General features: G+C 56.1%; 17 protein-coding genes and 1 tRNA gene. 5 read left to right on the top strand and 13 right to left on the bottom strand.

The window, feature by feature from the left end; genetic code table 11:
• Window positions 1–12: 12 nt before the first annotated feature.
• The 6 genes from CGZ80_RS11710 to CGZ80_RS11685 form a co-directional block, all read right to left on the bottom strand.
• Window positions 13–2,481, bottom strand: a complete 2,469-nt coding sequence (locus tag CGZ80_RS11710) for a DUF1549 domain-containing protein (RefSeq protein ID WP_094414526.1) — start codon at window positions 2,479–2,481, stop codon at window positions 13–15.
• The gene (locus tag CGZ80_RS11705; protein WP_094414524.1) at window positions 2,478–3,824 is read right to left on the bottom strand and encodes a DUF1501 domain-containing protein; all 1,347 of its coding nucleotides are present in this window, start codon (window positions 3,822–3,824) and stop codon (window positions 2,478–2,480) included. The genes CGZ80_RS11710 and CGZ80_RS11705 overlap by 4 nt, the downstream gene beginning before the upstream one ends.
• A 314-nt stretch (window positions 3,825–4,138) precedes the next feature.
• Entirely contained in the window at window positions 4,139–5,284 is a 1,146-nt protein-coding gene (locus CGZ80_RS11700; RefSeq protein WP_233148373.1) for a glycosyltransferase, read from the bottom strand.
• Entirely contained in the window at window positions 5,281–6,126 is an 846-nt protein-coding gene (locus tag CGZ80_RS11695; protein WP_233148372.1) for a lysophospholipid acyltransferase family protein, read from the bottom strand. The genes CGZ80_RS11700 and CGZ80_RS11695 overlap by 4 nt, the downstream gene beginning before the upstream one ends.
• A gap of 5 nt (window positions 6,127–6,131) precedes the next feature.
• Window positions 6,132–7,706: a phytoene desaturase family protein gene (locus tag CGZ80_RS11690; RefSeq protein ID WP_094414522.1), complete on the bottom strand. Its 1,575-nt coding sequence runs from the start codon at window positions 7,704–7,706 to the stop codon at window positions 6,132–6,134.
• Window positions 7,707–7,827: 121 nt separating this feature from the next.
• Entirely contained in the window at window positions 7,828–9,228 is a 1,401-nt protein-coding gene (locus CGZ80_RS11685) for an aldehyde dehydrogenase family protein (RefSeq protein ID WP_094414520.1), read from the bottom strand.
• A 186-nt stretch (window positions 9,229–9,414) separates the two neighbouring features.
• Here CGZ80_RS11685 and acs point away from each other — a divergent pair, with 186 nt between their 5' ends.
• Window positions 9,415–11,373 (top strand): acetate--CoA ligase, encoded by a 1,959-nt coding sequence (acs, locus tag CGZ80_RS11680; protein WP_094414518.1) that lies wholly within the window; start codon window positions 9,415–9,417, stop codon window positions 11,371–11,373.
• A gap of 190 nt (window positions 11,374–11,563) precedes the next feature.
• Here acs and CGZ80_RS11675 read toward each other — a convergent pair whose 3' ends face one another.
• From CGZ80_RS11675 to CGZ80_RS11665, 3 genes are all read right to left on the bottom strand, one after another.
• Window positions 11,564–11,746, bottom strand: coding sequence for a hypothetical protein (locus CGZ80_RS11675; RefSeq protein ID WP_094414517.1), 183 nt, complete (start codon window positions 11,744–11,746; stop codon window positions 11,564–11,566).
• On the bottom strand, window positions 11,746–13,194 hold the full coding sequence (locus CGZ80_RS11670) for a YeiH family protein (protein WP_094414515.1): 1,449 nt from the start codon (window positions 13,192–13,194) through the stop codon (window positions 11,746–11,748). Before CGZ80_RS11670 ends, CGZ80_RS11675 begins: the two co-directional genes overlap by 1 nt.
• A 226-nt stretch (window positions 13,195–13,420) precedes the next feature.
• On the bottom strand, window positions 13,421–14,689 hold the full coding sequence (locus tag CGZ80_RS11665) for a tagaturonate epimerase family protein (protein ID WP_094414513.1): 1,269 nt from the start codon (window positions 14,687–14,689) through the stop codon (window positions 13,421–13,423).
• Window positions 14,690–15,129: 440 nt separating this feature from the next.
• Between CGZ80_RS11665 and CGZ80_RS11660 the strand changes: the two genes are divergently transcribed.
• Window positions 15,130–15,200: transfer RNA gene (locus CGZ80_RS11660), tRNA-Cys, on the top strand.
• A 67-nt stretch (window positions 15,201–15,267) separates the two neighbouring features.
• Here CGZ80_RS11660 and CGZ80_RS11655 read toward each other — a convergent pair.
• Window positions 15,268–16,200 (bottom strand): hypothetical protein, encoded by a 933-nt coding sequence (locus tag CGZ80_RS11655; RefSeq protein WP_094414511.1) that lies wholly within the window; start codon window positions 16,198–16,200, stop codon window positions 15,268–15,270.
• 359 nt (window positions 16,201–16,559) lie between these two features.
• Between CGZ80_RS11655 and CGZ80_RS11645 the strand changes: the two genes are divergently transcribed.
• Window positions 16,560–17,726, top strand: coding sequence for a hypothetical protein (locus CGZ80_RS11645; protein ID WP_143543882.1), 1,167 nt, complete (start codon window positions 16,560–16,562; stop codon window positions 17,724–17,726).
• 46 nt (window positions 17,727–17,772) lie between these two features.
• Here CGZ80_RS11645 and CGZ80_RS11640 read toward each other — a convergent pair whose 3' ends face one another.
• The 3 genes from CGZ80_RS11640 to CGZ80_RS11630 form a co-directional block, all read right to left on the bottom strand.
• Window positions 17,773–18,633, bottom strand: a complete 861-nt coding sequence (locus tag CGZ80_RS11640) for a hypothetical protein (protein WP_094414505.1) — start codon at window positions 18,631–18,633, stop codon at window positions 17,773–17,775.
• A gap of 107 nt (window positions 18,634–18,740) precedes the next feature.
• Window positions 18,741–18,992, bottom strand: coding sequence for a bacterioferritin-associated ferredoxin (locus CGZ80_RS11635; protein WP_094414503.1), 252 nt, complete (start codon window positions 18,990–18,992; stop codon window positions 18,741–18,743).
• A 58-nt stretch (window positions 18,993–19,050) separates the two neighbouring features.
• Complete coding sequence (locus CGZ80_RS11630) at window positions 19,051–20,238, bottom strand: M20/M25/M40 family metallo-hydrolase (RefSeq protein ID WP_094414501.1); 1,188 nt, start codon at window positions 20,236–20,238, stop codon at window positions 19,051–19,053.
• Between the two features lie 187 nt (window positions 20,239–20,425).
• Between CGZ80_RS11630 and rlmN the strand changes: the two genes are divergently transcribed.
• Both rlmN and CGZ80_RS11620 read left to right on the top strand, forming a co-directional pair.
• Window positions 20,426–21,511, top strand: coding sequence for a 23S rRNA (adenine(2503)-C(2))-methyltransferase RlmN (gene rlmN, locus CGZ80_RS11625; protein WP_409994543.1), 1,086 nt, complete (start codon window positions 20,426–20,428; stop codon window positions 21,509–21,511).
• 165 nt (window positions 21,512–21,676) lie between these two features.
• Complete coding sequence (locus CGZ80_RS11620) at window positions 21,677–23,317, top strand: DJ-1/PfpI family protein (RefSeq protein WP_094414497.1); 1,641 nt, start codon at window positions 21,677–21,679, stop codon at window positions 23,315–23,317.
• Window positions 23,318–23,415 lie beyond the last annotated feature (98 nt).

Raw genomic sequence — 23,415 nt, 5'->3', positions numbered from 1 at the left:
ATGGAAGCATCATCAGTGATTGAACAGAAACTCTTTCGAGTTGACCAACGCCCAGATGAGATCTTCCCAAAGCTGGACGGGTTCAACTTCGTGGCTCAAGTAGGTCAGGCTCGCTTTGAGTTCCTTCTCTGACGGTTCACGGCTAAGCGATACGAGATACAGTTCGCGTACCTTTTCTTCTACCGTCCGTGAAGCATTTTCGGCGTACTCATGGGCACGTCCCTTCTGAGTGGCCAGTTTGTTTTGCATTTCCTCGGAATTGAGCAAATGCAGACTCTGGGCCAAGTTCGCTTCGGCTGAACGTTCGCACTCGCAAGCCGTCTTCGCATCGGGCTGACCAAACACTGTCAAAAAGTACGAATCGAAACCGGTGTCCGGCAGCTCGATCGCCTTGGTCATCGCCGGCATTCCTCCGAAATCAGTCGTCGCACCAGTCACCCGATCGACCGCGTCGAGCAACGTCTCGGCGAGCAACCGTTTTGGGAAGAAACGCGAGTAGCTGCGTCGGTCGATCAAGTTGGTTTCGTTGGCGTCCGACGATGACGCGTACGTCTCCGACGTGCAAATCGTGCGAATCAATTCGCGAAGGTCAAAACCTGATTCGGTAAACGACTGCGCCAGCGCATCCATCAGTTCCGGATTCGAAGGCGGGTTGGTGACCCGCATGTCATCTTCGGGCTCGACCAGACCGCGTCCCATGAAATGTTTCCAGTAGCGATTCACAAGTGAACGTGCGAAAAATGGATTGTCCGGTGAAGTCAACCAGGAAGCCAATTCGCCACGAGGATCATCATAAGGGTCGATCTCTCGTGGGATCGCGTCCAGCCCTGCCGGGGGCAGTGGCTGGTTAGTGCGCGGGTGCGGTGCGGTTGCCGGTGCGACCCGTGAGACGAATGTGATCTCGCCGCCAACGTCTTTCTTGGAAACCGTCGTAAAGAAAGCCGACATTCGGGCGTAGTCTTCTTGGCTCCATTTCTCGTAAGGGTGATGGTGACAGCGAGCGCACTGAATCCGCTGCCCCATAAACAGTTGACTGACGTCTTCGACGCGTTCGTTTTGGTCCGTCACATGATTCAACCAAACCACCGCAGGATTGCTGAAGGCACTGCCACGCGCCGTCAACAATTCACGGACGAACGTGTCATACGGTTTATTCAACTGCAAGGAATCTTTGATCCAGTGGTGGAACACCATGGTGTCCGGTTTCAGTGCACCACCGTCACGGCGGTTGCGCAGGATCACGCTCCACTTGCGAGCGAAGTGCGATGCGTAGTCCTCGCTGTCGAGCAACCGATCGACGCACTTGGCTCGTTTGTCGGCGCTTTCGTCAGCCAGGAATTGCTGCGTTTCATCAAGTGTGGGAATACGTCCGCAAATATCGATGGTCACTCGGCGCAAAAAGGACGAGTCGTCGCAGCTTGGTGATGGCTCGATCCCCAGCGAGGCGAGCTTGCGGCGAACGGCTTGATCAATGGGGTGCTCGTACTTTGCAAGTTCACTCGGTGCGACGGCGCCTTGCCGAGGAATCTCGGCGCGAAACACGGAAACCCAGCCGTTGTAGCGCGCCATCACTGCTACATCGCCGATCGCTTCGCCGGTGGAGACCAGTCCGGTCGCGTTGACATCAGCCATTTGCGTGTCGTTGGATTCGAACACGGCCGCGCGTGTGACGTCTTCACAACGACCGTCATCAAACGTCGCGATCACCGCCAGTTGCTGTGACTGGCCGGCATACATTCGGCGATTTTTGGGAAAGACTTCCAGCTTGGTGACGCTGGGGATCTCTCCCGAATCGTAGGGCATGCCTTGCGAAATCCAACGCCTCATTACACGGTACTCGTGTGAATGACGATCGGTTCGTGCGCCCCCACCGTGCGGCATTTCGCCTGTCGTCTTGAGCAGCAGCAAACTGCGGTCCGGTGCCGCCGGAGAAACGCGGCGGCCGCGTGATTCGGCGACCAAGTGCCGGTGGTCCTCGCGGGGTTCAAATCCCAGCAGCGACAAACGGAAGCCGTTTTGGCCAGCGATTTTGCCGTGGCAACCGCCGCCGTTGCAGCCAAGCTTGGTAAAGATCGGAACAATCTGACCACAAAAACTGACCGGCTCAGCAGACTGCATCGCTTCGACGGAAACCTGCGTCACCGTTTGGCTGCCGTCCGGCATCGTGGCAAGGATTTCGACGTTCCCATCGGCGACAGGGCTGACAAATCCTTGGGGATCGATATCGACAATACCGCTGGGCGCTGCCTTGAAAGCGACTTCGCGTGTCACGTCGCGCTTTTGCAAGTCGTTGTCAATCGCGGTGACGATCAATTGCATCCGGGCATCAACGCCGACCAAACGATTGGATTCGGATAGCGTCGATGTGAATTGCAGTTCGGCGGCGTACGCCTGATGACATAGCAAGAGCGTGACTAAACAGACGGAAGCCAAACAGACGAAGGATCGTTGAAGCGATCTCAATGCGGGTTGGTTGCTCATCCGACTAACTCGGCAATTGGGTCCTTATCGACCAAGAATTGTGGACGTCCGGTAGGATCCGGGATCGCCGTCGTCTGTGTGTCGATGCCCAGCGTGTGGTACAGCGTTGCGACGATTTCTTGCATGTCGACGGGCCGTTCGGTCGCCTCTTCGCCCATGCGATTGGTGGCGCCGATCGCTTGCCCGGTGTTCAATCCGCCGCCAGCCAGGAAAGCACAACTGACCTTCGTCCAGTGATCACGTCCGGCTTGTGGATTGATTTTAGGTGTCCGACCAAATTCGCCCCACACCGCGATTGCCGTGTCGTCCAGCATGCCGCGTTGGTCCAAATCGGTGATCAACGCACTCAAGCATTGGTCTAGCTTGCCGCCGTGATCGCGAACCAAATCAAAGTTCTGGCCGTGGCTATCCCAGCGACCGTAACTCAAGCTGACAACTCGCACGCCGGCTTCAACCAAACGCCGTGCGACTAAAAGCTGTTCATTGCAGGTCGGTGCCCCATCGTATTGGTATTGGTACGGTTTTCCTGTTCCATACATTTCCAACGTGCGTGGGTCCTCTTTGCTGAGGTCCAAGGCATCAACCAGTTTGCTGCTGGTCAACACATCGAGCGCACGTTGGCCGAACGCGTCCATCCCCTCCATCGTGCCATGGATGTCGATGTCGCGTCGCATCACATCCAGCTCCGACAAGAGTGCTCGGCGATTCGCCAAGCGGTCGAGTGTGATGCCTTGCAGCGTCATATTTTTCATTCCCGGCCCGTCCGGTTTGAACGGCGAGTAGGCCGAACCGAGGAATCCAGATTGGCCTGCGTCCGACCAAGGGCGGTGCTGCGTTGGGGCCGCAAGTCCGACAAATGGCGGAACGGCTGGGTCGACAGGGCCGTACAGCTTTGACGTGGCCGCACCGATGGAGGGTCGCCCACCGATACTTCGCAGCGAATTGTTGTCCCAGCCGGTGAAGCACTGAATCGCGTCATGACCGCCACGACATCCCACAACACTTCGAATGACAGCCGCTTTGTCCATCATCGATGCGATCTTTGGGAACACCTCGCAGATTTGGATGCCTGGAACGTTCGTGTTGATCGGCCGGAACTCACCACGGATCTCGCTGGGGGCATCCGTTTTGATTTCCCACATGTCCTGGTGCGGAGGGCCGCCTGCCAGGAAAATATTGATCACCGATTTGTGCTTCCGCCCCGAAGGATTGGAAGCCTCGGCTCGATAGAGGTCAGCGAGCGATAGCCCGCCTGCACCGAATGACAGTGCACCAATTTTCAAAAAGCTGCGCCGGTTTCGTCCGTCACAATAGCGGCTAGCCGGCCCCTTGATCGTTAACATGATCAGGCCGTGGAGTTAGGAGGTGGGTTCGTCAGGCGGGAATATCAGACGCCCGCGAGGATCATGCGGAGCCTGATATGCTGATTGTTGGTGGGACGACGCGAAAAATCTTCAGTCCATTTGCGCCGTTCCTACGCAGTATAGCAATCTAAGGGCGTCCAGTGCAACAAAAGCATTTCCTGACGGAAAACAGCCACCTGGAGGGTTACCAAGGGCACCGCGAGGTGATGCCTGGAGGGGGCACGCAACTCCTCATCGAGGGCTCTGGCGTAACCACTACAACCGTCTTAATCACGCGTTAGAAAACGCAGTGATCAGACGCGCCCACGCCACGCGATCGTGCGACCTGACAATTGAAGTAGCATCGCTCCCCACTGAAGGGCGACGAAAAAAATCGTTGCCGGGATGTGAAATATCACCCCCTGGATGGACTGTCCGAGTTTCATTGTTGCCAGGCTTCGCGGTACGTGAGCCAACGCCAACGCGATCGCAGAAATGATCATCGCGACAACGTCGCCGGAATCGATCGCGATGGTCAACGTCACTAGTGGAAGCAGGCTGCATCCCAGCAGTAGTACCGTAAAAATCACGATCAGCCTTGGATTGGCGATGCCTTCGTTCGCGTTCTTCATCACACCGCGAATGACTTCGCCAGCGTTTTGATACATCCGGCAACTTGCCAGTTCCGTTCCGTCGATCACGTCGGTCATCAAGCCTGCTTCGCGGAACGCACGCGGCAATTTGATTCCGTCGTGCCGCGAATCATGAATCGCTTCATGAGTTCCGGCTTGGATGTACGCATTGCGATCCGCCAAAAACAACTGCCCGCAGCCAGCCGCCAAGCTGGGATCTCCCATCGTTTGCATCCGCGAAAACGGCAAGTACGACAGCAAGATGAAGTGCATCATCGGAATCAGCCATCGCTCCAGCCAAGTCTCGGTCACTTGGTATGGAAACGCGCTGACAAGTCCAAGCTGATGCTGCTCAAGTCGACAATTGAGTTCCGCTAGTGCGTGCGGCAGCAAGCGAACGTCTGCATCCAAAAACGCAAGCCGTTCATATTGAGCAGCCTCAGCCAACTGCTTGCATGCGTGTTGCTTGCCGTTCCAACCGGCCGGCAGCGGTGCACCCGAAATCAACCGCACACGCGAGTCGCCAGCTGCGATCCGCCGCACGATGTCGGCCGTTTCGTCTGATGAATCGTCATCCAAGACCAACACTTCGACACAAACCGATTCACTGGCCAATGCATGCCGGACGCAGGTTTCGATACCGGCCGCTTCATCGCGTGCCGGGATCAACACCGAAATCTTGGGCAACGAGTCACCATCAACAACTGTGTCACTACCACTCAAGTCACGACTCGGTCGCAACGTCTGGAAACGCGGTAGGTTCGCCAGCCACATTAACACCGGAATCGCAGACAGAAGTAACGCAAGAATCGACAATGCGACAATCACCGAAATTGATCCCCGTGGCTCGCGTCGAACGGTTTGCCCATCAACTTCGCTTTCAGTTTTCTACACGCATCGTAAACGCCGCCTGCACCTCGCCTGCCAGTCAATAGGTTGTCAAACGGATCACTGGAACGGGCGATCGATGCCGCGGCCAAATCAGCTTGTGCGTCGCGCAAACCATCGCGTAGTGCGTCGCCCCACGCCGCCTTATCCCAATCGCGATGCTGCTGCGCATCAAGCGGCTGTCCCAGATTCACCAGGCAAACCGGCAGACGCTCATCCCAGAACACGTACTCAAGTGCCAGAGGGATCGCGATCACATCGCTGCATTTGGAACAGAGGTGCGACAGTCCCGGCATCAGTTCCGCACTGTGATCACGAACATCGGCAAAGCGGCCTTCGGGCGTGATCCACAATGCCGAATCACATCGATTCAAAATGGCCAGGCTGTTCCGCAAAAACGCGGCAGCACCGGATTGTGTCGAGAGCTGAACGCCGTAGAAACCGAGCTTTTCGAAGACCTTGTACTTCTGCAACGCCTCGGCATCGATGGGCGCAAAGAAATGCCTGGGGGAAAATAAGGCGGCATTCAAAAAGTGGGCGATTAACGGATCCCACCACGAAGGATGGTTGGCGTAAATGATGACGGGGCGATCTTGAAGTGAGCCGCAGTCGATGCGACTGTCACGCAAGACAGCGATCGCATGAAAATGTCGCTTCAAAAAGCGATTCAAGAACCGGTGAAAACCGCCCAGAAACCATGCGGCTGGCGGAGCGATCAAAGCATCGTGCTTGGATCGCTTTTCGTTTGGCGATTTCGATTCGTTATCGAGCGTTTTGGCCACAACGGTTAGATCTTCCTTGATGCCAGCTTTCCACCACGAGCGTCTTGATCAAGCGAGTCCGCCGCTATCCAGCCGCTCATCATCACCATCGGCATTCCCGGGCCTGGGTGTGCAGCTCCGCCAGCAAGATAAAGCCCTTGCAGGTCTTTGCGTCGATTGCCAGGCTTAAACGCACCGGTGAATTTTCCGTGACTGGCCAAGCCATAGATCGCGCCATTCAAAACGCGATAGCGGTTGTGAATGCCTTCCGGAGTTAGCGAGGCTTCGTAGACGATCGCGTCGCGGATGCCTTTCGTACCGGCACAGGATTCCATCTTGTCCAAGATGACTTCGCGGTACTCCGGAAGCATCTTTTTCCAGTCGTGGTGCTCGCGCAGGTACGGCGTGTGAACGAGGATATAAAGTGCTTCGCAGCCCTCGGGGGCAACCTCTGGCTCGCTGATTGCCGGGGCACAGACGTACGCGGTTGGATCCGGAGCCGGTTCGCCGCGGTCGTAGATGTACTCGAATTCTGTTTCCGGGTCTTTCGAAAACACAAAGTTGTGATGCAGCAACTGTTCGTAGCGACGATTCAGCCCCAAGTACAACACCACGCCGCTGCATGCGGGCGAGTACTTGTTCGACCGTTCGAACTTTTTGGACTGCGGCGTGTCACGTAGCAGTTCGCGATAGGTACGCACCGCATCACAGTTGCTGACCACGGCATCGCAGGGCAGTGTCTCGCCCGTCGCGGTGACCACACCGGTAACACGTTTGCCTTGAGTGTTGATCTTCATCACGTCGACACCGGTACGGATATCAACGCCGAGCTCTTCCGCCAGTTTTGCCAACGCTTCAGGGACAGCACGGGTGCCGCCGACGGGATACCAGATGCCTTCGTCGGTTTGCATGTGCGCGATGCTGCAGAGCACAGCTGGCGACGCATACGGCGACGACCCGACGTATTGCGTGAAGTGATCCATCATTTGCGAAACACGCGGGTCGGGCGTGTGCGAACGGACGACACTGGCAACGCTTTTGCCCATTCGCAGCGACAGAACATCTTTCAAGACGTCCAGCGAAAACGCACCGCCGACATCCATTGTGTCTGCGAGACCGCCGACCGACCGCCAGAAAAAGAAGCGATCGGAAACTTCGTGCAGGTGTTTGCTGAGCTTGATGAAACGCTCATAGCCGTCGCCATTCGCATCGCCCGATGTGAACTCGGCCAAATGCCGCTTCATCTGTTCGACGTTGGGGACCAAATCGAGCACGCTGGTTTCGCCAGGAGTGCTGCCGCCTGATTCGAAGAAGCACCGCCACTGCGGATCGAGCGGCAGGATTTTGACATAATCCTCCATCTTGCGATCGGCTTCTTCAAAGACACGCTTCAGCACACTGGGGACGGTCAAGATCGTCGGCCCCATGTCAAACCGATAACCTTCGGCGACGTGCTGCGCGGCTTTGCCACCCACCCAATCATTCTTGTCCAGCAGGGTGACCGAGTGCCCACGGGCGGCGAGCACACAGGCACTCGAAAGCCCGGCCAGTCCGGCACCGATGACAATTACGTTTTTGCGTCCCGAATCAGCCGCGATCATTTGTCGAAAATTCCTGTTTCCTAGGGCTTTCGTCCGCCCGTCGTACGGCAGACCCTGCATGCATTGGTTTGATGCACGCTTTATTCTCCGGGAACGACAAGCGTTCGCCTAGCGGGACCACCTAGTCTGTTTTTGTTTTGACGCCACGCACCAACTGATTTAGGCCAGACAGCCGGGTTCGCAGCGATCCGCCATGCAAAACAGCCATTGCGCCTTGCAGTAGATCACGATCCCGCGGTGTCCGGCGATCCAAGTGAGGCATCAACCGTCCGCGACGCGTGCTAACCACACGAGCCGTCGTCATCGCCAACAGCCCCTCACGACCTCGAGTCACGCCAAAGCCACTTTTACCGCGGCCACCAAACGGCAGCCTCGGATCAGCCGTCGGGGCAATCAGGTCGTTGATCGTGACAGTCCCAACGTTCAGATCGGCGGCGATTTTCTGGGCGGTTGAGCGATCACCGAACACACTCGCCGCCAAACGATACGGGCAGTCGTTGACGATCCGGATCATGCAGTCGGCATTGTCGGCCCGAATCACCGAAAGCACCGGTGCGAACAAGTCAGCTTGGGCGATCGGAGCGTCTGCGTTCACACCATCCAGAATCAATGGACTCATCTGACCATGATTTCGCAGTTTGTCTTCGTCGAAGCTACCGAGGACGTCAACCGCACCGGCAGCAAGCGCGGCAACCACTTGATCCGCAACATTTTTCCGTGCCACGGGATGCACCGTGACTTCGCCGGTGTCTGATAATTCTTGAGTCACCGCATCAAGCAGCTCGCGGTGGTCATCAGGCTGAACGAGCAATCGCCGCGGCCCGATACAAGTGGCACCGCCGTTGAAGGTCAGCCCAAACCGAAGTGACCGCGCGACCAGCTGTGTGTCGCAGCCGGGCAAGGCCAGTACCGCATCACATCCGCTCAATTCCATGATCGACGCAGAAAGCGTCGGCGCGACGGAGGCAAGGACCTTTTGCCCCGTCGCTGCGGATCCTGTTAAGACGACCAAGTCGACTCCGGAATCGATCGCGGCCGTCGCCGATTCGACATCGCTGCCAAGCAACCGCAGTCTGCTTTCGTCAACGCCGACGTCTCGAAAACAGTCAACCAGTAACTTCGAAATCGCCTCCGTTCCGACAGCCGGTTTAAAGCACACCTGGTTTCCCGCCGCGAGTGCTTGTGCGATTTGGATGCCTGGCAACAACAGCGGGTAATTCCAAGTGCCTAAAATCAGCACTTCCCCAAACGGTACACGCTGAACCGTTGAACGGACGCCGGTCATCCAAAGCGGACGACCGAACACGCCAACATGACGATCACGCAAGACTTTGACGCCACGCTTTCCAATCCAACGCAGCCCCGCACACAAGGGCAACAATTCGCCGGTGATTGTTTCGACCGGATCGGGCCGCCAATCCGATTCGCAGGCGGCAATCAACGCATCGCCACGCAATACTACTTGCGAGGCGACCGATGCCATTTGTTGACAGCGCTGCTGAAGAGAAAGTTTTTGCGACATGACGAACTGTTGTAGCGTTTTGCCAAGCCTTTAAAAAAGCCAATTCGTTTGAAAAACATTTTTGACCTGTTTAGCGACCAAAAGTGAAAGCGGGCGCTAGACTTGCGCCGTCAATGGAAACCATTTAAACTGGGGATCAACTTCTCCCTCCCCATCCTTCCCCGAATCGTTTGGAATTTCTTTTCGATGTCCGAATCTGCTTCCGGCCAAATTGACCACGTTCTCGACGAGACTCGCCTATTCCCGCCCGCGGCCGAGTTTACCGAGAAAGCAGTCATTTCGACGCAAGAACAATATGAAGAGCTTTACCGCCGAGCCCGCGATGACAGAGACGGTTTCTGGAAGGAAGAAGCACTCGAACACCTGCACTGGTTCGAACCGTTCAACGACGTTTGCCAGTGGGATGCTCCGCATGCGAAGTGGTTCGTCGGCGGCAAAACCAACGCCAGCTATAACTGCGTTGACCGCAACATCGATCAAGGTCGCGGCGACAAGGCGGCCATCATTTGGGAAGGCGAACCCGGCGACACACGCACGCTGACGTTTAACGAACTAAAGACCGAGGTTTGCAAATGCGCCGCGGCACTGAAAGAACTTGGTATCGGCCAAGGCGACGTTGTCAGCATCTACATGCCGATGACACCGGAACTGGCGATCGCGATGTTGGCGTGCGCACGAATCGGCGCCATCCACTCGGTCATCTTCGCCGGGTTTAGCGCCGAATCGATTGCCGATAGAAACGAAGACGCAAACGCGAAACTGGTCATCACATCCGACGGACTTTATCGCCGCGGCAAAGTGCTGCCGCTCAAGGAAACCGTCGATGAAGCGCTCGCCAAATCACCGTCGGTCCAAAAGTGCTTGGTACTTCGGCGCGTCGGAAACGACGCACCAATGACCGAAGGCCGCGATGTCTGGTGGCATGACATCGTCGATAAACAATCAGGCGACCTACCCGCCGAACCGCTCGACAGCGAAACCACGCTGTTCATTCTTTACACGTCCGGCAGCACCGGTAAACCCAAAGGCATTCGCCACACGACCGCCGGATACAACCTGTGGGCCAAGCGGACGTTCCAATGGGTATTCGACCACCGCGATGACGACATTTATTGGTGCACCGCCGACTGTGGATGGATCACCGGACACAGCTACATCGTCTACGGCCCATTGTCGGCTGGCGCGACGTGCCTGATGTTCGAAGGGGCACCAAACTATCCGGCCGAAGACCGCTTTTGGGACCTCGTCGAAAAGTACAAGGTCACAATCCTTTATACCGCGCCGACCGCGATTCGTGCCTTCATCAAATGGGGCAACCAACACGTCGAAAAGCATGACTTGTCGAGCCTGAGATTGTTGGGCAGCGTCGGCGAAGGAATCAACCCAGAAGCTTGGATGTGGTACCACGAAAAGATCGGCGGCGGACGTTGCCCGATCGTCGATACGTGGTGGCAAACCGAAACCGGCGGCATCATGATGAGCCCGCTGCCGGGGATCACGGCGACGAAGCCAGGATCTTGCACTCGTCCGCTGCCCGGCGTAGTGCCCGTCGTTTTGGACGAAGCCGGTCAACCTGTCGAAGGCGAAAATGGCGGCATGTTGTGCATCGACCAACCGTGGCCCGGCATGCTTCGAGGCGTCTGGGGCGATGACGAACGCTTTGTCGACACGTACTGGTCGACCATTCCCGGCAAGTACCTGACCGGCGACAACGCGCGACGGGACAAAGACGGTTACTACTGGATCATGGGCCGCATCGACGATGTCATCAACGTTTCCGGCCACCGCTTGAGCACCATCGAAGTCGAAAGCGCTTTGGTCAGCCACGAACTGGTCGCCGAAGCGGCTGTCGTTGGACGCCCCGACGACATCAAGGGACAAGCGATCTGCGCCTTCGTCACCGTTACTTCAGAAGATCCGGGCGAAGAGCTTCGCAAAGAACTGCGTCAGCACGTGCGAAAACAAATCGGTGCGCTCGCCCAGCCCGACGACATCCGCTTTGCCGCCTCCGTCCCAAAGACTCGCAGCGGCAAGATCATGCGTCGTCTACTTCGCGATATCGCTGCCGGACAGGAAGCCGTCGGTGACACCAGCACCCTGGAAGACTACACCGTGCTGGCGAAGCTTCGCGAAGAAGAATCCTGATCGCTGCAGAAGCTTCGCACTCATTCAACTCCAACCGTGGTGGCCTCGAACAGGCCGCCACGCTTGAGTGTGGTAGTCGCTCCCGCGAAAGTAGCGTTCTTCGCTGCTGTTTCTGAGAACAATTGGCGATCTTGCGAGAGACCAAGCCTGAACAACATCGGGCTGAATCGCCCTGTGCGGCAGGGCTGCTTTACCTGCCCGCCAGCACGCGATCCATCAATGGCAGCTCGGTGTAAAACATCGCTGCCGGATCGATCTGCTTTTCTTTTAGCCAAGCGTTGCGTTCGCGCACCGTGTTTGTCTTGGCTAGCCGTGGTAGCACCACGCCCCAGACAATCGCGACACAAGCGGCGACGATTAAAAAACGCTTCATTAGCTGGTTGGGAATAAGATGCCGAACATCAGGTACGACATCAGCAATGTCAAAATCAGGTTCAACGACTGGCCGCAGACGTAAAGCATCATCGGCTTGCCGCCTTTAAAGTACGGCAATAACTCTTTGAAGTTGGTGTCCAGCCCGATGCAGATAAACGCGAGGCAGAAAAACCAACCACGGAGCGTCTTGGTGCCGTCCTTGATCATCGCGTCGGTCAACAAGCTGCCGCCTTCGACTTGGCCGTGGATCAACGAAAACAGGATCGAGGCGATGATGAATCCCAAAACGAATTTTGGGAACCGATACCAAATCTCGCCGACGCCTACCTTTTGCGATGTCTCGTTCTTTTCGACATAGGCAACCCAGTAGGCTGCGACCAAGAACGCCGTGACGCCGATCAAGATGTTTTGAATCATCTTCACCGTCGTGGCGACTTCCAAGGCTTCGTCACCCAACACCGCTCCTGCTGCGGCGACCGCGCCGGTTGCGTCGATCGTCCCGCCAAGCCACGCCCCGCCAACTGCTGTCGGCAAGTCCAACGCTTGAATCACCGCAGGCAACACCACCATCATCACGACGGTGAAGGACAGCGACAGTCCGATCGCGAGCGACAGTTCTTCCTTTTTCGCACGGCAAGACGCGGCGGTTGCGATCGCGGCAGAGACACCACAAACGGACATGTCAGCGCTGATGACCATGTTCAGCGAGCGTGACGGGATTTTCAAAACCTTTTGGCCAAAGATATACGTGCTGATCAGCACGATCGGCGTCACCACCCAAGCGACACCAATCCCGGGCAGGCCAAGAGCCATCAGCCGGCTCATCAGCACTTCTGCCCCCAACAGTACCAACCCGGTCTTGATAAAGAACTCGGTCAGGATCGCCGGACGCATCCAAGCGGGCGTCTTCAAGGTGTTGCTGATGATCAATCCGACCAGCAATGCCCACAGGGCGTACTCGAGGTTGTAAGCCTTGATCACCGACTGACCAGCCAAGATGTAGGCAAACGTGGCGAGCGCGAACACGACCGGAAAGCCTTTAATGAAACCGAGCGCGTCTTTGCCACGCAGTTTTGTCGCCACAGTGAATAGCACACCGATGACAACGAACGCTCCCAAAATCCCTTTCCAGCTTTTCGCGAGTGCCGGCAACGGTGAGTCTTCCCAGCCGCCAGGCTTGCCCAAGTAGGTCGACATCGGACTGATGCCCTTGAGCGATTCAAGGCTGGTGTAATCCGCCGGGGCGGTCAACAAGACGATGCAGAACCCGATTGCCAGGATGACGAAGCCGATGTAGATCGCCCACCAGTCTTCGCTGGTCGCCATCAATTTCAGCAATGGTTCGCGTTTGGCTTGAACGACCGAGTCGTCAGCATCACTACTAAGGGATGGTTCTGGGCCAGACGATGAATTGGGCGAACCGTGGGGATTGTCAGCTTGGGACATGTTCGATTGGCGAGACGGATCGGGGCGGGAGTCGGCATCTGAATCAGCGTTTTACCAGCCGAAAGATGCCGAGTCGACAGAGATGCGCGGTGGCACGACGTCGCAAAAGCAGGCCGCCATTGTAAATCAATCGACGCATCCCGAACCTCGCCATTTCATCCGATTGGCGAGGTGTGCTGGTTTGTCGCCAGGGTTGGCGATCCCCCAACCCAATTCGTCCGCTGCCCTACATGCCGCTTTTGAGTGCGTCCAGGTGACGGCCGAAGTGATCGTCAAGAACCGCGGTGTAAGTCTCGGGATGTGCAACCAAGCAATCGTGCAGCACCTTGCCCCAGTGCGGGTCTGTCAAAACGGAACCGAACGTGCAGTGCAGGATTTGGCGTCCGGGTTTGGTGAACCCCTTGCCCACGGGGACGTCGTCCCACAATTCAAGGTATTCGCGTTGCAGCGTCAGGTCTTCGGCTTGGTCCGTGGTCGGCGCGTCGGACAAGGTAGCCGAAACGTGGTAAGTCGCCTTATCGGTTTCGTATCGATCGCGTGAGAAATCGATGATCCCGCGAAATGCGGCTGCGTCGTGCTTGGCGACCACACGAAGTGCCTCGAGGTAACTCGTGCCTGCGGTTTTGACGTGGAAATGGCCGCCCGTTGTCCTGGCGAGCGCGGCGTACATTGAAACTTTGTCGCTGCCGGAGTGCAGGCTTAGCTTATACGGACCGAGCAGCTTGGCGATCGCGGCATGATCAGCCAGGGAGCTCTCCAGCGCTGACAAGTTGCCTTTGAAATCGATGCCCTTTTCAAAGTCGCCGATGAAGCGTGGGGCGAGGCTGACCAGCTTCATCCCGCCCGACAAACATTGATCGGCGATAATGTAGTGCTCCGCCAATGTCGTCGGTTGATCGGTTTCGTCGACGGAAAGCTCGATTTCGTAGTCTTGCGAGGCCTGTTCGTTGACGCTGCGGATGTAGTCGCCAAGTCGCAGGGCCCGCGCGATCGCGGTGCCGTATTTGACCGCCGCCCGCATGCACGCTTGCTCGTCCAATTCGATGCTGGTGCCGGTCGACAGGGATACGCTTTTGCCGAGGTATTGATCAAACCAAGGCACCGAATCTCGGACCGCCACGAAACGTTCACGTAAGGTCGCTTCGTCGTAATCGTCAGCCTTTTGGTCGACGTCGTCTGACGGATCGATCGTGAAAAAGGTGAACCCGGCCGCAGCGGTGATGTCGACGTCGGCATTGGTTTTCAAGTGATCGGCATCGGCACCGACCGGCCCTGTCCAACCGGCTTTTTCGACCGCATTCATCGCATCCGCGATCACGCCCACAGGGTTGCGCTGGGTTCGCGTCATCTCCCGAATCGACTGCTGAGGAAAGATCGCAGTGATGCCATCGCCACAACGCTTCATCGCCGCGATGTGACCTGGCGTCGCCAGTCCCGTGCGGTCACCGAATCCAAAGCTAGGCTCGAGTCCAAGGGTGGTGCATTTTTTCGTCATGGCTGTGCTCTCGGTCGCGGCGGGGCCGTCAATCAGTTTGCGGTGGGGAGGGAGACAAGCGGATCGAGAACAGCTTATAGGTGGTCGCCGAATCGTCCTAGCACCGTTAAAGTGTGCGACCAGATTGGAAAGAACGCGCGGACGCCTCGACACCTTTGAACGCGTCAGATCGATCACAAACCGAGGTGAGCTTTTTCTAAAATGCTGCTTCGCCGCACCTGTTTGCGTTGCAAAACTTTTTCGGGGGGGCGGTAAAATTGCGGGCGTTTTGGGGAACAGAAGTGAACTTTTTGAAATCTTCAGATGTCCCTCAAGAGACTACACCGAGATTCCGATATCCCATTGCACGCAAGGAAGCGATTCTCAGGATTTACTGAGAGGTTCCATCTGGGGACTTCTTGACGATCAGAGAAAGTTTTCCTAGGCTGACAAAACAGTCAGGCGACTTGGCCGAGTGGTTAGGCACCGGATTGCAAATCCGTCTACAGCGGTTCGACTCCGCTAGTCGCCTCTAGTAAAAAAAGCTCGTGTGAACGACGTTCACACGAGCTTTTTCTGTTTGTTGCTGGCGCCCTTGTTCACGAGCTGTCGTCGTCACCGCGGTTGATGAAGTAGTCTCCAACGGCGGCGTGCAGTGCCGGTTTATTGCTCGCCCAACAAAGTAAGCCTTGGTCGTCGATGGCGATGTCTCGCGTCGGATCGAAGTCGTGTTGCTTTAAGATCGATTCACGCGACAGATACTGCCGCTTCTGTTTGTGACCATGCCAGAGATGGTAGGCGACTGAATGGACGAAGCCAACTTTTGCGTGAAAGCCACGGCCGCGGTTGATGTAATCGCGGTAGCTATTGGCAAGAGCATCGGTGGTATCAAAAATCGAAGCGGGGTCGCGTTGTCCTGAAGGTTCACCTAGCAGTGCTCGCGCAAAAATTTCGTCACCCGAACCGACGATATTGGAGGTTGGCAGTCCGCCGAGTGATTCCAAGAAGCTCCGATTTGCGATCCAAGCGCCTCCTGGACAGCCTTTGCCATTTGCCGCTCGTCCGCGCCGGCGATGGATGATGTTATGGCTCAGATCCAAAAAGAACACACGATCGAACAACTGGACTGCGTCGCAACCTTGTTCGAGTAACTCAAGTGCTTCAATCAGCCAGTCTCTGCTCGTCAGGCAGAGATCGTGGTCGACCCAACCGACATAGCGAATATGACTGGGCAAGCAACGGATCGCGTGGTTGATCATTGCCTCCTTTTGCCACATCAGGTGTTGTGGTCCTCCACGCACCACGTTGGCATTGTCTATCTCTGGCGGTTGATCTCCAAAGACCAACTCTTCGATCCGAAGACAGGATCGTAGGTCACCTAAACTGGGAGCCCATTCGTAAAAGGTTTCGGCAAGTCGCTGCGCACGTGTTGGGTTGAAATGGCAAGCGATCAACGTAACGTCACAAACGTTTTTCGGGACGAGTGGATCGACGGAAGAAAAGTCGAACTCGATATCAGTGAACTCTTCCAACCAAACACCTCGGTGCTATCGCTGCGGAATTAGCAAGGCTACTGGACTGCCAGATTTTCAATAAGATACCAAATTGTGGACCAAGGTATCTCATCGGTTTTCACATGCGAACTTCGCACGTTTCCGTTGGAAAAGTTTATGCGGACAGCAGAAATCCCTTATGATGAATTTGCCGTTAGCAGCCCGTTGATTTTTTTAATTTGTTTTGTCGCTTTTTGCTCCGCGAAAGTAGCGGAAGAGAACGCCGCTTGCGAGGAGCAAAAGCCGACACTCGAAAATCAGCAGGATGTTAGTCAAACATTTCCCCTGTCCTGACGCGAGTGGCACTGATGATCTTTCGGGTACTGCATACTTTTGTTTTGTCTTGCATCTCCATGGCAAGCTTTGCTGCGGGTCCTGTCCTGTTATTCGATCCGGGATCGGCAAGTCAGACCGACGGCACCCTGCACATGGTGGTCGTGACCGACGATCCGGCAAGCCCGCCCGATGAACGCGACGTCATCGCTTCGAGTGAAAATTTATGGTGTGGGCAGGCAATCAATGCGTTGATTAGTGATCTTTATGAGACACGTCCAGATCTCAATGGGAAGTTGAAACTTCATCAGATCGCTGCCGGATGGCCTAAACAGTTGCTTGCTGGCGAAAACGATCCATTGCCGCAACGAGCGATCGTATTTCTCTGTGACCGCGAGCAGCAGGTTCTTGACTTTTGTGTTGGGGTGCCCGGCCAGGCCGAACTGATCGACATGATTGAAAGCTCCGAAGAAACGGCTTCGCTTCTTTCGATCCAAGCCGATCAGCCTACGAAGCTTGCTAAACAGTTGGTCGATCGAGCGAAGGAGCGAGTGCATCGAAATTACCGAGAGCTGATTGAGAGCCAGTTGCTTGAAGACTTTGCGACATCGACCGAGTCAGCCGATGCGGCTTGGCTAAAGAATTACGAAAGTCTTGTCGTTCAGTTGCTACCGCTCTATACCGTCGATTTCAACCTCCGTTTCAACGCACCGATGGCGATCAATTCACCTCGACTGCGAATTTTGGAGCAGCACTGTGAAGCGAGGCATGACTGGTGCGAAACCGTGTTGCCAATGTTGGTCGGAAAGCAGCTTCGACGTGTGATTCACCCGGTGGTCGATTCGGTTTGGCAGGCACCGCCTGTGATTGATTTATCCGAAGGGTCTCATGCCGATTTACTCGAGTGGTTCCAATCTCGACGCGATGTAGCGACGATTGTTTTCGCAATCACTCCAGACGTCATTACACAGCAGGTCAGTTGGCCGCCGCCGAACGTGAATCCTAAAATGCGCGGACGTAGTTGGAGTGATCTCGAAATCGCGATGTCAAAACACGCGTTTCGTGGCGTGACAGCGGAAGAACTCGCTGTCATCTTGCAAGTTGAAACACAGGTTTCCTTGAATGCATTGGTGCCGTCTCGTCTGCGTTATTTGGTCTTTCGCCCGAAAGAAGGAAAGCCAGTTGAAATACGGGAGTCAGATCTGCCCAGTAAATTTATTCGGCGGTTCTAACGAAGCAATGATTCTAGGACGCAATGCTCCACCAATGATGACCGCATCAGGGGTTGTATTCGGACAATCGTTGTTCGAGATAACTGTCTTTTGGTGATCGCGGGTTCGACCAATAACCTTTGACTTCGTAGATCGATTGCCCGTCTAAGTAAAACGATAGCGGGCGGGAAGTCATCCGAGCCAATGTGTAAGTCCACTGTGACTGGTTCGGGCTGGGACTGCCGTTGTACTTGATGATCACCAGTCCCTCCGGATCATTGGTCTCGGTAAATCCAAAGCACATTGCCGTGGAATTTGTCTTTTCATCAGACCATTCAATCAACGGTTTGTTGAGCAGTCGTAGCTCTTTGACGTTGTCGGGATCGTTCGGCTCTTGCATTTGGATTTTGAATCGACGGATAAGGCGGCGCATGACAAAAGCTTGGCGATTGGCCGACGGGAGCCCCTCCACACTTAAAGGCACGTCGACCTGCGACGTTTTTTCGGGCGTCCATGCGGGGCGTCCGTTCGCTATGTCGCACCGTAGTGGAGTCGATTGCAGGGTGGCGAATTCACAGAACACTGCGCCGTTTCCACGAACAGACAACGCACCCAACAGAATCGGCTGGTCGTCGTGTCGCCATAAATAGACGGCCCCGTCGCTGAAGAAATTACGCACCGGGTTGCTGTATCGAAGTACCGGTTGTGTGTCCAAGATGCCGGTTGCGCTGGCGGGCTCGTTGAGCGTCACCAGCATGTTGCCTGCGAGTTCGGTGAGATACTTCAATCGCTGTGCTTTCTCTGCCGCTCGGTCGTTTGGTGTGTCGTCCGCATTTGAGGAAGCGGGCGGCACGAAGCTGGCCGCAAAGATCAGAACAACGATTGAAACGAATTTGCAACGCTTGGCGTTACCAAAAGAGTGACGCATACCGGTGCCTTGATGTGGCTGAAAGGCTGGCTCGATTCGCTCGCAGATACCGCAATTGTAGCGAGTCACGAAGCCAAATGTTTCGCCAGCCCTCGCGGTGGCTCCTGTCACGTTTGGCGTTTTTTGCGATAGGTCGCACGCTGCTCTGCGTATTGCTCGGCATCGGGAAGCGTTTCGTCGGCGGGATTCTCCGATCGCCACAACCGCTCTAAAAACGGTCGGCACCAGCCACAGCCGGTGCCAGCACCGTAACATTCCGATAGCTGCGAAACAGCTCGCGGTTTGGTTGTGCGGATGAACTTTTCGATCTTCCTGCGCGAGACGTGAAAGCACAGGCAAACGTCTTGTTCGCTATCCATAGATTGTCGGCAGACTGTTGGTTGGCTGGCGGACGTCGAGATCGAAGGACCGTTGAGACTAAGAAACCGGTTCGCAGATCAGTTGGGTCGCGATTTGGCAGGCAGCCAAGTAATCGTTGATATCCAGTTTTTCGCTGTCGGTGTGAATGTTTTGTTGGCCACAGCCGACGGTTACTGCCGGGATGCCGTGATGGTTCAACCAGTTGGCGTCTAGCCCGCCGCCGGCAACTTTGCGATACGGTTCGCGTCCCATCTTCTGCAGCATCGATTCCAACGCTAACGCCGACGGATCGTCTTCGGGCAGGTGAAACGCGTCGTAGTCGACACGCGATGAGAACTCGCACCGACCTGTCACACCGGTATCGTTGCAAGTGTCCGATGCTGCCCATTGAAATGCCTTTTCAATCGTCTGGACGATTTCGGTTCGGAAGGCCGAATCATGGCTGCGGGCTTCCGCTTTTAATGTCACTTCGGGGGTGATGACGTTTGTGGCATCTCCGCCGTTGATCACGCCAACATTCGCGGTGCCTTCGCCGCTGGGTTGTGACACGCGGCCCAGCCAACCCTCTTGCTGTAACACGGCGATTGCCTTTGCGGCAATCACGATCGCGCTGACACCGGTTTCGGGGGCGACACCGGCATGGGCTGGCAGGCCTTTCAATTTGATATCGATCCGCTCTCCACCGATCGCGCCCATGGTGATTTTTTCAATCGGTCCGCCGTCGAAGTTAAAAGCCAAATCGACTTTGCCAATCAAAGACGCGTCGAGTGCACGGGCCCCTTTTAGACCGATCTCTTCCTGAACCGTGAACAGCAGGGTTGCCGGGGGCAGTGAATCGTCGCTGCCACGTAAACGTTCGATCGCTGCGGTCAGAACGGCTGCGCAGCCACTGCGGTCGTCGGCGCCCAGTCCGGTCGCCGCCGAGCTGGTAATAAAGTCACCTTCGACAACCGGCTGGCTGCCCAAACAAATCGGCACGGTGTCCATGTGGGCAGACAACAGGACGTGGGGGCCGGAGCCACTACCTGGCAAATGAACGATCAGGTTGCCGCAGTTTGCGTCAATTTCGGTCCGCTCCTCCGCACCGTCGAATTTGCAGTTGGATCGATCGAGTCCGGCAGCGACCAATTGCTCAATAATCGCTTCGGCGACGTCTTTTTCCTCGCCGCTGCGACCGGGAATTGCCGTCAGGTGCGTGAATCGGTCCAAAGCTTCTTGACGGTCAATCGATTCCGGCGAATTCATGCGAACGTGACTCTTGGTTTAGCGGCTGACAATTTTAAAAACGAGTCTTAAACTATGACGGGATCGGCCGGATGCGCGAATAGGCAGCCGTCGGGTCGATCCCCAAATCGGCAGTTTCCCTGTTGCCAGCAACCGCCATCACGCTTTCAAAATCCATTTCGGCGAAGCATCCTTGAACCTTCCAGTCATCCAATCCACGCCCCCCGCTGAACCCGAAGCCGCCCGCGACGAGCGACTTCACTTGCTGGATTTTTCGCTCGATGAGTTGCAGACTTGGCTGAAGGAACACGGGCAACCAAAGTTCCGCGCGAAGCAGATCTTTAATTGGTTGTACCAGAAACGCGCCCGCTCGTTCGACGAAATGAGCGATTTGCCGAAAGCATTGCGCGAAGTGCTTCAGAAAGAATTCGTCGTGTTCAAAGCGGAGGAAGCCGCGATCCAGACCAGCCGTGACGGCACGGACAAATTGTTGGTCCGTCTGGCCGATGGCGGCGAAGTCGAATGTGTTCTGCTTCGTGATGGTCACCGCCGCAGCATCTGTGTCAGCAGTCAAGTCGGCTGTGCGATGGGTTGCGTGTTCTGCGCGAGTGGACTCGACGGCGTCGATCGAAACCTGACACGCGGCGAAATCGTCGAACAGATGCTTCGTCTGCAAGGACGACTTGAGGATGGCGAACGCCTCAGCCACATCGTGATGATGGGCATGGGCGAGCCTCTGGCAAACCTCGATCGTGTCCTTGGTGCCCTGGACACCGCCAAGTCTGCCGACGGGTTGGGGATCAGTCCACGACGGATCACGATCAGTACCGTTGGGTTGCCACCAGCGATTGACCGCCTGGCTGCCAGTGGTGTGCCGTACAATTTGGCGGTCAGTTTGCACGCCCCAAACGAAGAACTCCGCAGCCAGTTGGTCCCCGTCAACGAAAAAATCGGTATCGACGCCGTTTTGAATGCCGCCGACCGATACTTCGAAGCCAACGGGCGTCGTTTGACGTTCGAGTATGTACTGCTCGGTGGCATTAACGACGATCTCGATCATGCTCGGCAACTGGCGCGCATCCTGCGAACACGCAACGTGATGTTGAACGTGATTCCGTACAATCCGGTCGAGGGCTTGCCCTATGTCACACCGACCAAGCAATCGATTTCACAGTTCAAAGAGATTCTGGAAGCGTCCGGCGTGAACGTGATGTTCCGTCAACGCAAAGGCGACGAAATCGACGCCGCCTGTGGCCAACTCCGCCGAAATCGTGGCAATAGCCAGTGTTCATGATCCTCCGGTTCTTTTCCGGAAGTTGAGACCAGGTTTCGAGCAAAACTTTTTTCGACATTCTTGTCGCATCGGAATTCGCAATGGCGAGTCAGGGGTGACCGGCGATTTCAAGTCGCCGATTCACCGACTTTTCCTTGCCAATCCAAGCTTGAAGGAGCTTTTCCGATGACTATTCGATCGAACCGCAATCGGTCTCGTCAGACTTCACGACGCCTGATCCTTGAAAATGTCGAAGCCCGCTGCTTGATGGCCGCTGATGGTTTCGATTGGGCTCCCGACGCGTTTGCCGACTTAACCGTTCCCGCCGAAATCAGTTCCTTGTCGATTCAATCTGACAGTGACCAAGCCGCCGATGGGCCCTCGCCTGTCTTGATGGTGATTTCTAATCAAGATTTCTGGTACCAGGACTACGCCGATACGCGGGCGTCGTTGGAAGCTGCAGGGCTGGAAGTGGTCGTCGCCGCGGCGACCACTGAAGTCGCTCGGCCACATGCGAGATCGGGGCAAGGCAGCGATGGCGGAATGGTGCGGCCCGATTTGGCGCTGACCGATGTCAACGCGGACGACTACTCCGCAATCGTGTTTTCCGGCGGCTGGGGCATGGCACAATACCAGTACGGCTTCGAAGGAAACTATCACAACGATGCCTACAACGGAAATCGCGACATGAAACTGATCGTCAACGATTTGATCAATCAGTTCATCGAGCAAGACAAGCATGTTGCCGCAGTATGCTACGGCGTGTCAGTATTGGCGTATGCTGAAGTCGACGGCGAAGCACTCTTGCAAGGCCGAACGGTGACCGGATGGAATGGCACCGCACCGGGGGCGGATGGCGTCGGGGAAACCGCACGACGACAAATCGAAAGTCGGGGGGCGACGATGTTGGCGTCCAAATCGATTGGTGATGCCTCCACCGCAGCGGACGATGTCTACATCGATGGAAAAATCATCACAGCAGAAAACTACGATTCGGCAGGCTACTTTGGCACCGTCGTTGCCCGCCAGGTGATTGACGACTTTACCAGCCAACCGAATGACGATGGGCAGCCCGGTGACGATGGCCCAACCGATCAAAGCCAGCCCAAACCGGTGTTGATGGTCATCGCGAATCAAGATTTTTATCACCGCGAATACTACGAATCCCGAGAGTCACTCGAAGCCGCAGGCTTGGAAGTGGTGGTCGCCGCCGCGACGACCGAAACGGCAACGCCACACGCGATTTCGGTGGTCGAGGGACGTGAGCCAAACGTCGATCCAGACATCGCACTTGCCGATGTCAACGCAGACGACTATTCGACGATCGTCTTCATCGGGGGCTACGGGGCGGCGAGTTATCAGTACGCGTTCGAAGGTACCTACGACAACGGAAGCTACCAAGGTGACGATTCGGTCAAAGTCATCGTCAACGATCTGATCAACGACTTTGTCGAACAGGACAAGTACGTGACAGCGATTTGCAACGGAGTGACGGTTTTGGCATGGGCGCGCGTCGACGGTGTCAGCCCGATCGACGGACACACCGTCTCCTCATGGGCTGGTACGCTTCCCAATGCGGATGGCGGACAAACCCAGGTGACTCGCGACCACATTGAATCAAACGGGGCAACTCAAGTGGCAAGCGGTTCGGTCGGAGACACGAGCACCGCAACGGACGACGTGATTATCGATGGAAACATCATTACCGCCGAAAACTTTGATAGCGCGTCCGCCTTCGGAGCCGTCGTCGCCGAGCAGGTGATCGAAGCGTTCAACGCATCTGCCGAAGCGACCGACCAAGCGATCTTGGAATTGGTCGGTGCCTAGCAATCGATTGGACTTTAACAGGCTGTTGATTTTCGAGTGTCGCCTTTCGCTCCTCGCACGTAGCGTTCTCTACGGCTGCTCATGCCGATCAGAAAGCG

This window comes from Rhodopirellula sp. MGV (genome assembly GCF_002251265.1).
Taxonomy (GTDB): Bacteria; Planctomycetota; Planctomycetia; order Pirellulales; family Pirellulaceae; genus Stieleria; species Stieleria baltica_A.
Note: the sequence above shows the minus strand (reverse complement) of the source record. Positions and strands in the feature narration are given on the sequence as shown.

Bases quoted from the DNA above. Each gene is read 5' to 3' on its own strand.
- acs (WP_094414518.1), top strand. From the start codon at position 9,415: ATGTCCGAATCTGCTTCCGGCCAAATTGACCACGTTCTCGACGAGACT.
- CGZ80_RS11635 (WP_094414503.1), bottom strand. From the start codon at position 18,992: ATGGATAGCGAACAAGACGTTTGCCTGTGCTTTCACGTCTCGCGCAGG.
- CGZ80_RS11665 (WP_094414513.1), bottom strand. From the start codon at position 14,689: ATGACGAAAAAATGCACCACCCTTGGACTCGAGCCTAGCTTTGGATTC.
- CGZ80_RS11640 (WP_094414505.1), bottom strand. From the start codon at position 18,633: ATGCGTCACTCTTTTGGTAACGCCAAGCGTTGCAAATTCGTTTCAATC.
- CGZ80_RS11670 (WP_094414515.1), bottom strand. From the start codon at position 13,194: ATGTCCCAAGCTGACAATCCCCACGGTTCGCCCAATTCATCGTCTGGC.
- CGZ80_RS11620 (WP_094414497.1), top strand. From the start codon at position 21,677: ATGACTATTCGATCGAACCGCAATCGGTCTCGTCAGACTTCACGACGC.
- CGZ80_RS11705 (WP_094414524.1), bottom strand. From the start codon at position 3,824: ATGTTAACGATCAAGGGGCCGGCTAGCCGCTATTGTGACGGACGAAAC.
- CGZ80_RS11675 (WP_094414517.1), bottom strand. From the start codon at position 11,746: ATGAAGCGTTTTTTAATCGTCGCCGCTTGTGTCGCGATTGTCTGGGGC.
- CGZ80_RS11685 (WP_094414520.1), bottom strand. From the start codon at position 9,228: ATGTCGCAAAAACTTTCTCTTCAGCAGCGCTGTCAACAAATGGCATCG.
- CGZ80_RS11710 (WP_094414526.1), bottom strand. From the start codon at position 2,481: ATGAGCAACCAACCCGCATTGAGATCGCTTCAACGATCCTTCGTCTGT.
- CGZ80_RS11630 (WP_094414501.1), bottom strand. From the start codon at position 20,238: ATGAATTCGCCGGAATCGATTGACCGTCAAGAAGCTTTGGACCGATTC.
- CGZ80_RS11690 (WP_094414522.1), bottom strand. From the start codon at position 7,706: ATGATCGCGGCTGATTCGGGACGCAAAAACGTAATTGTCATCGGTGCC.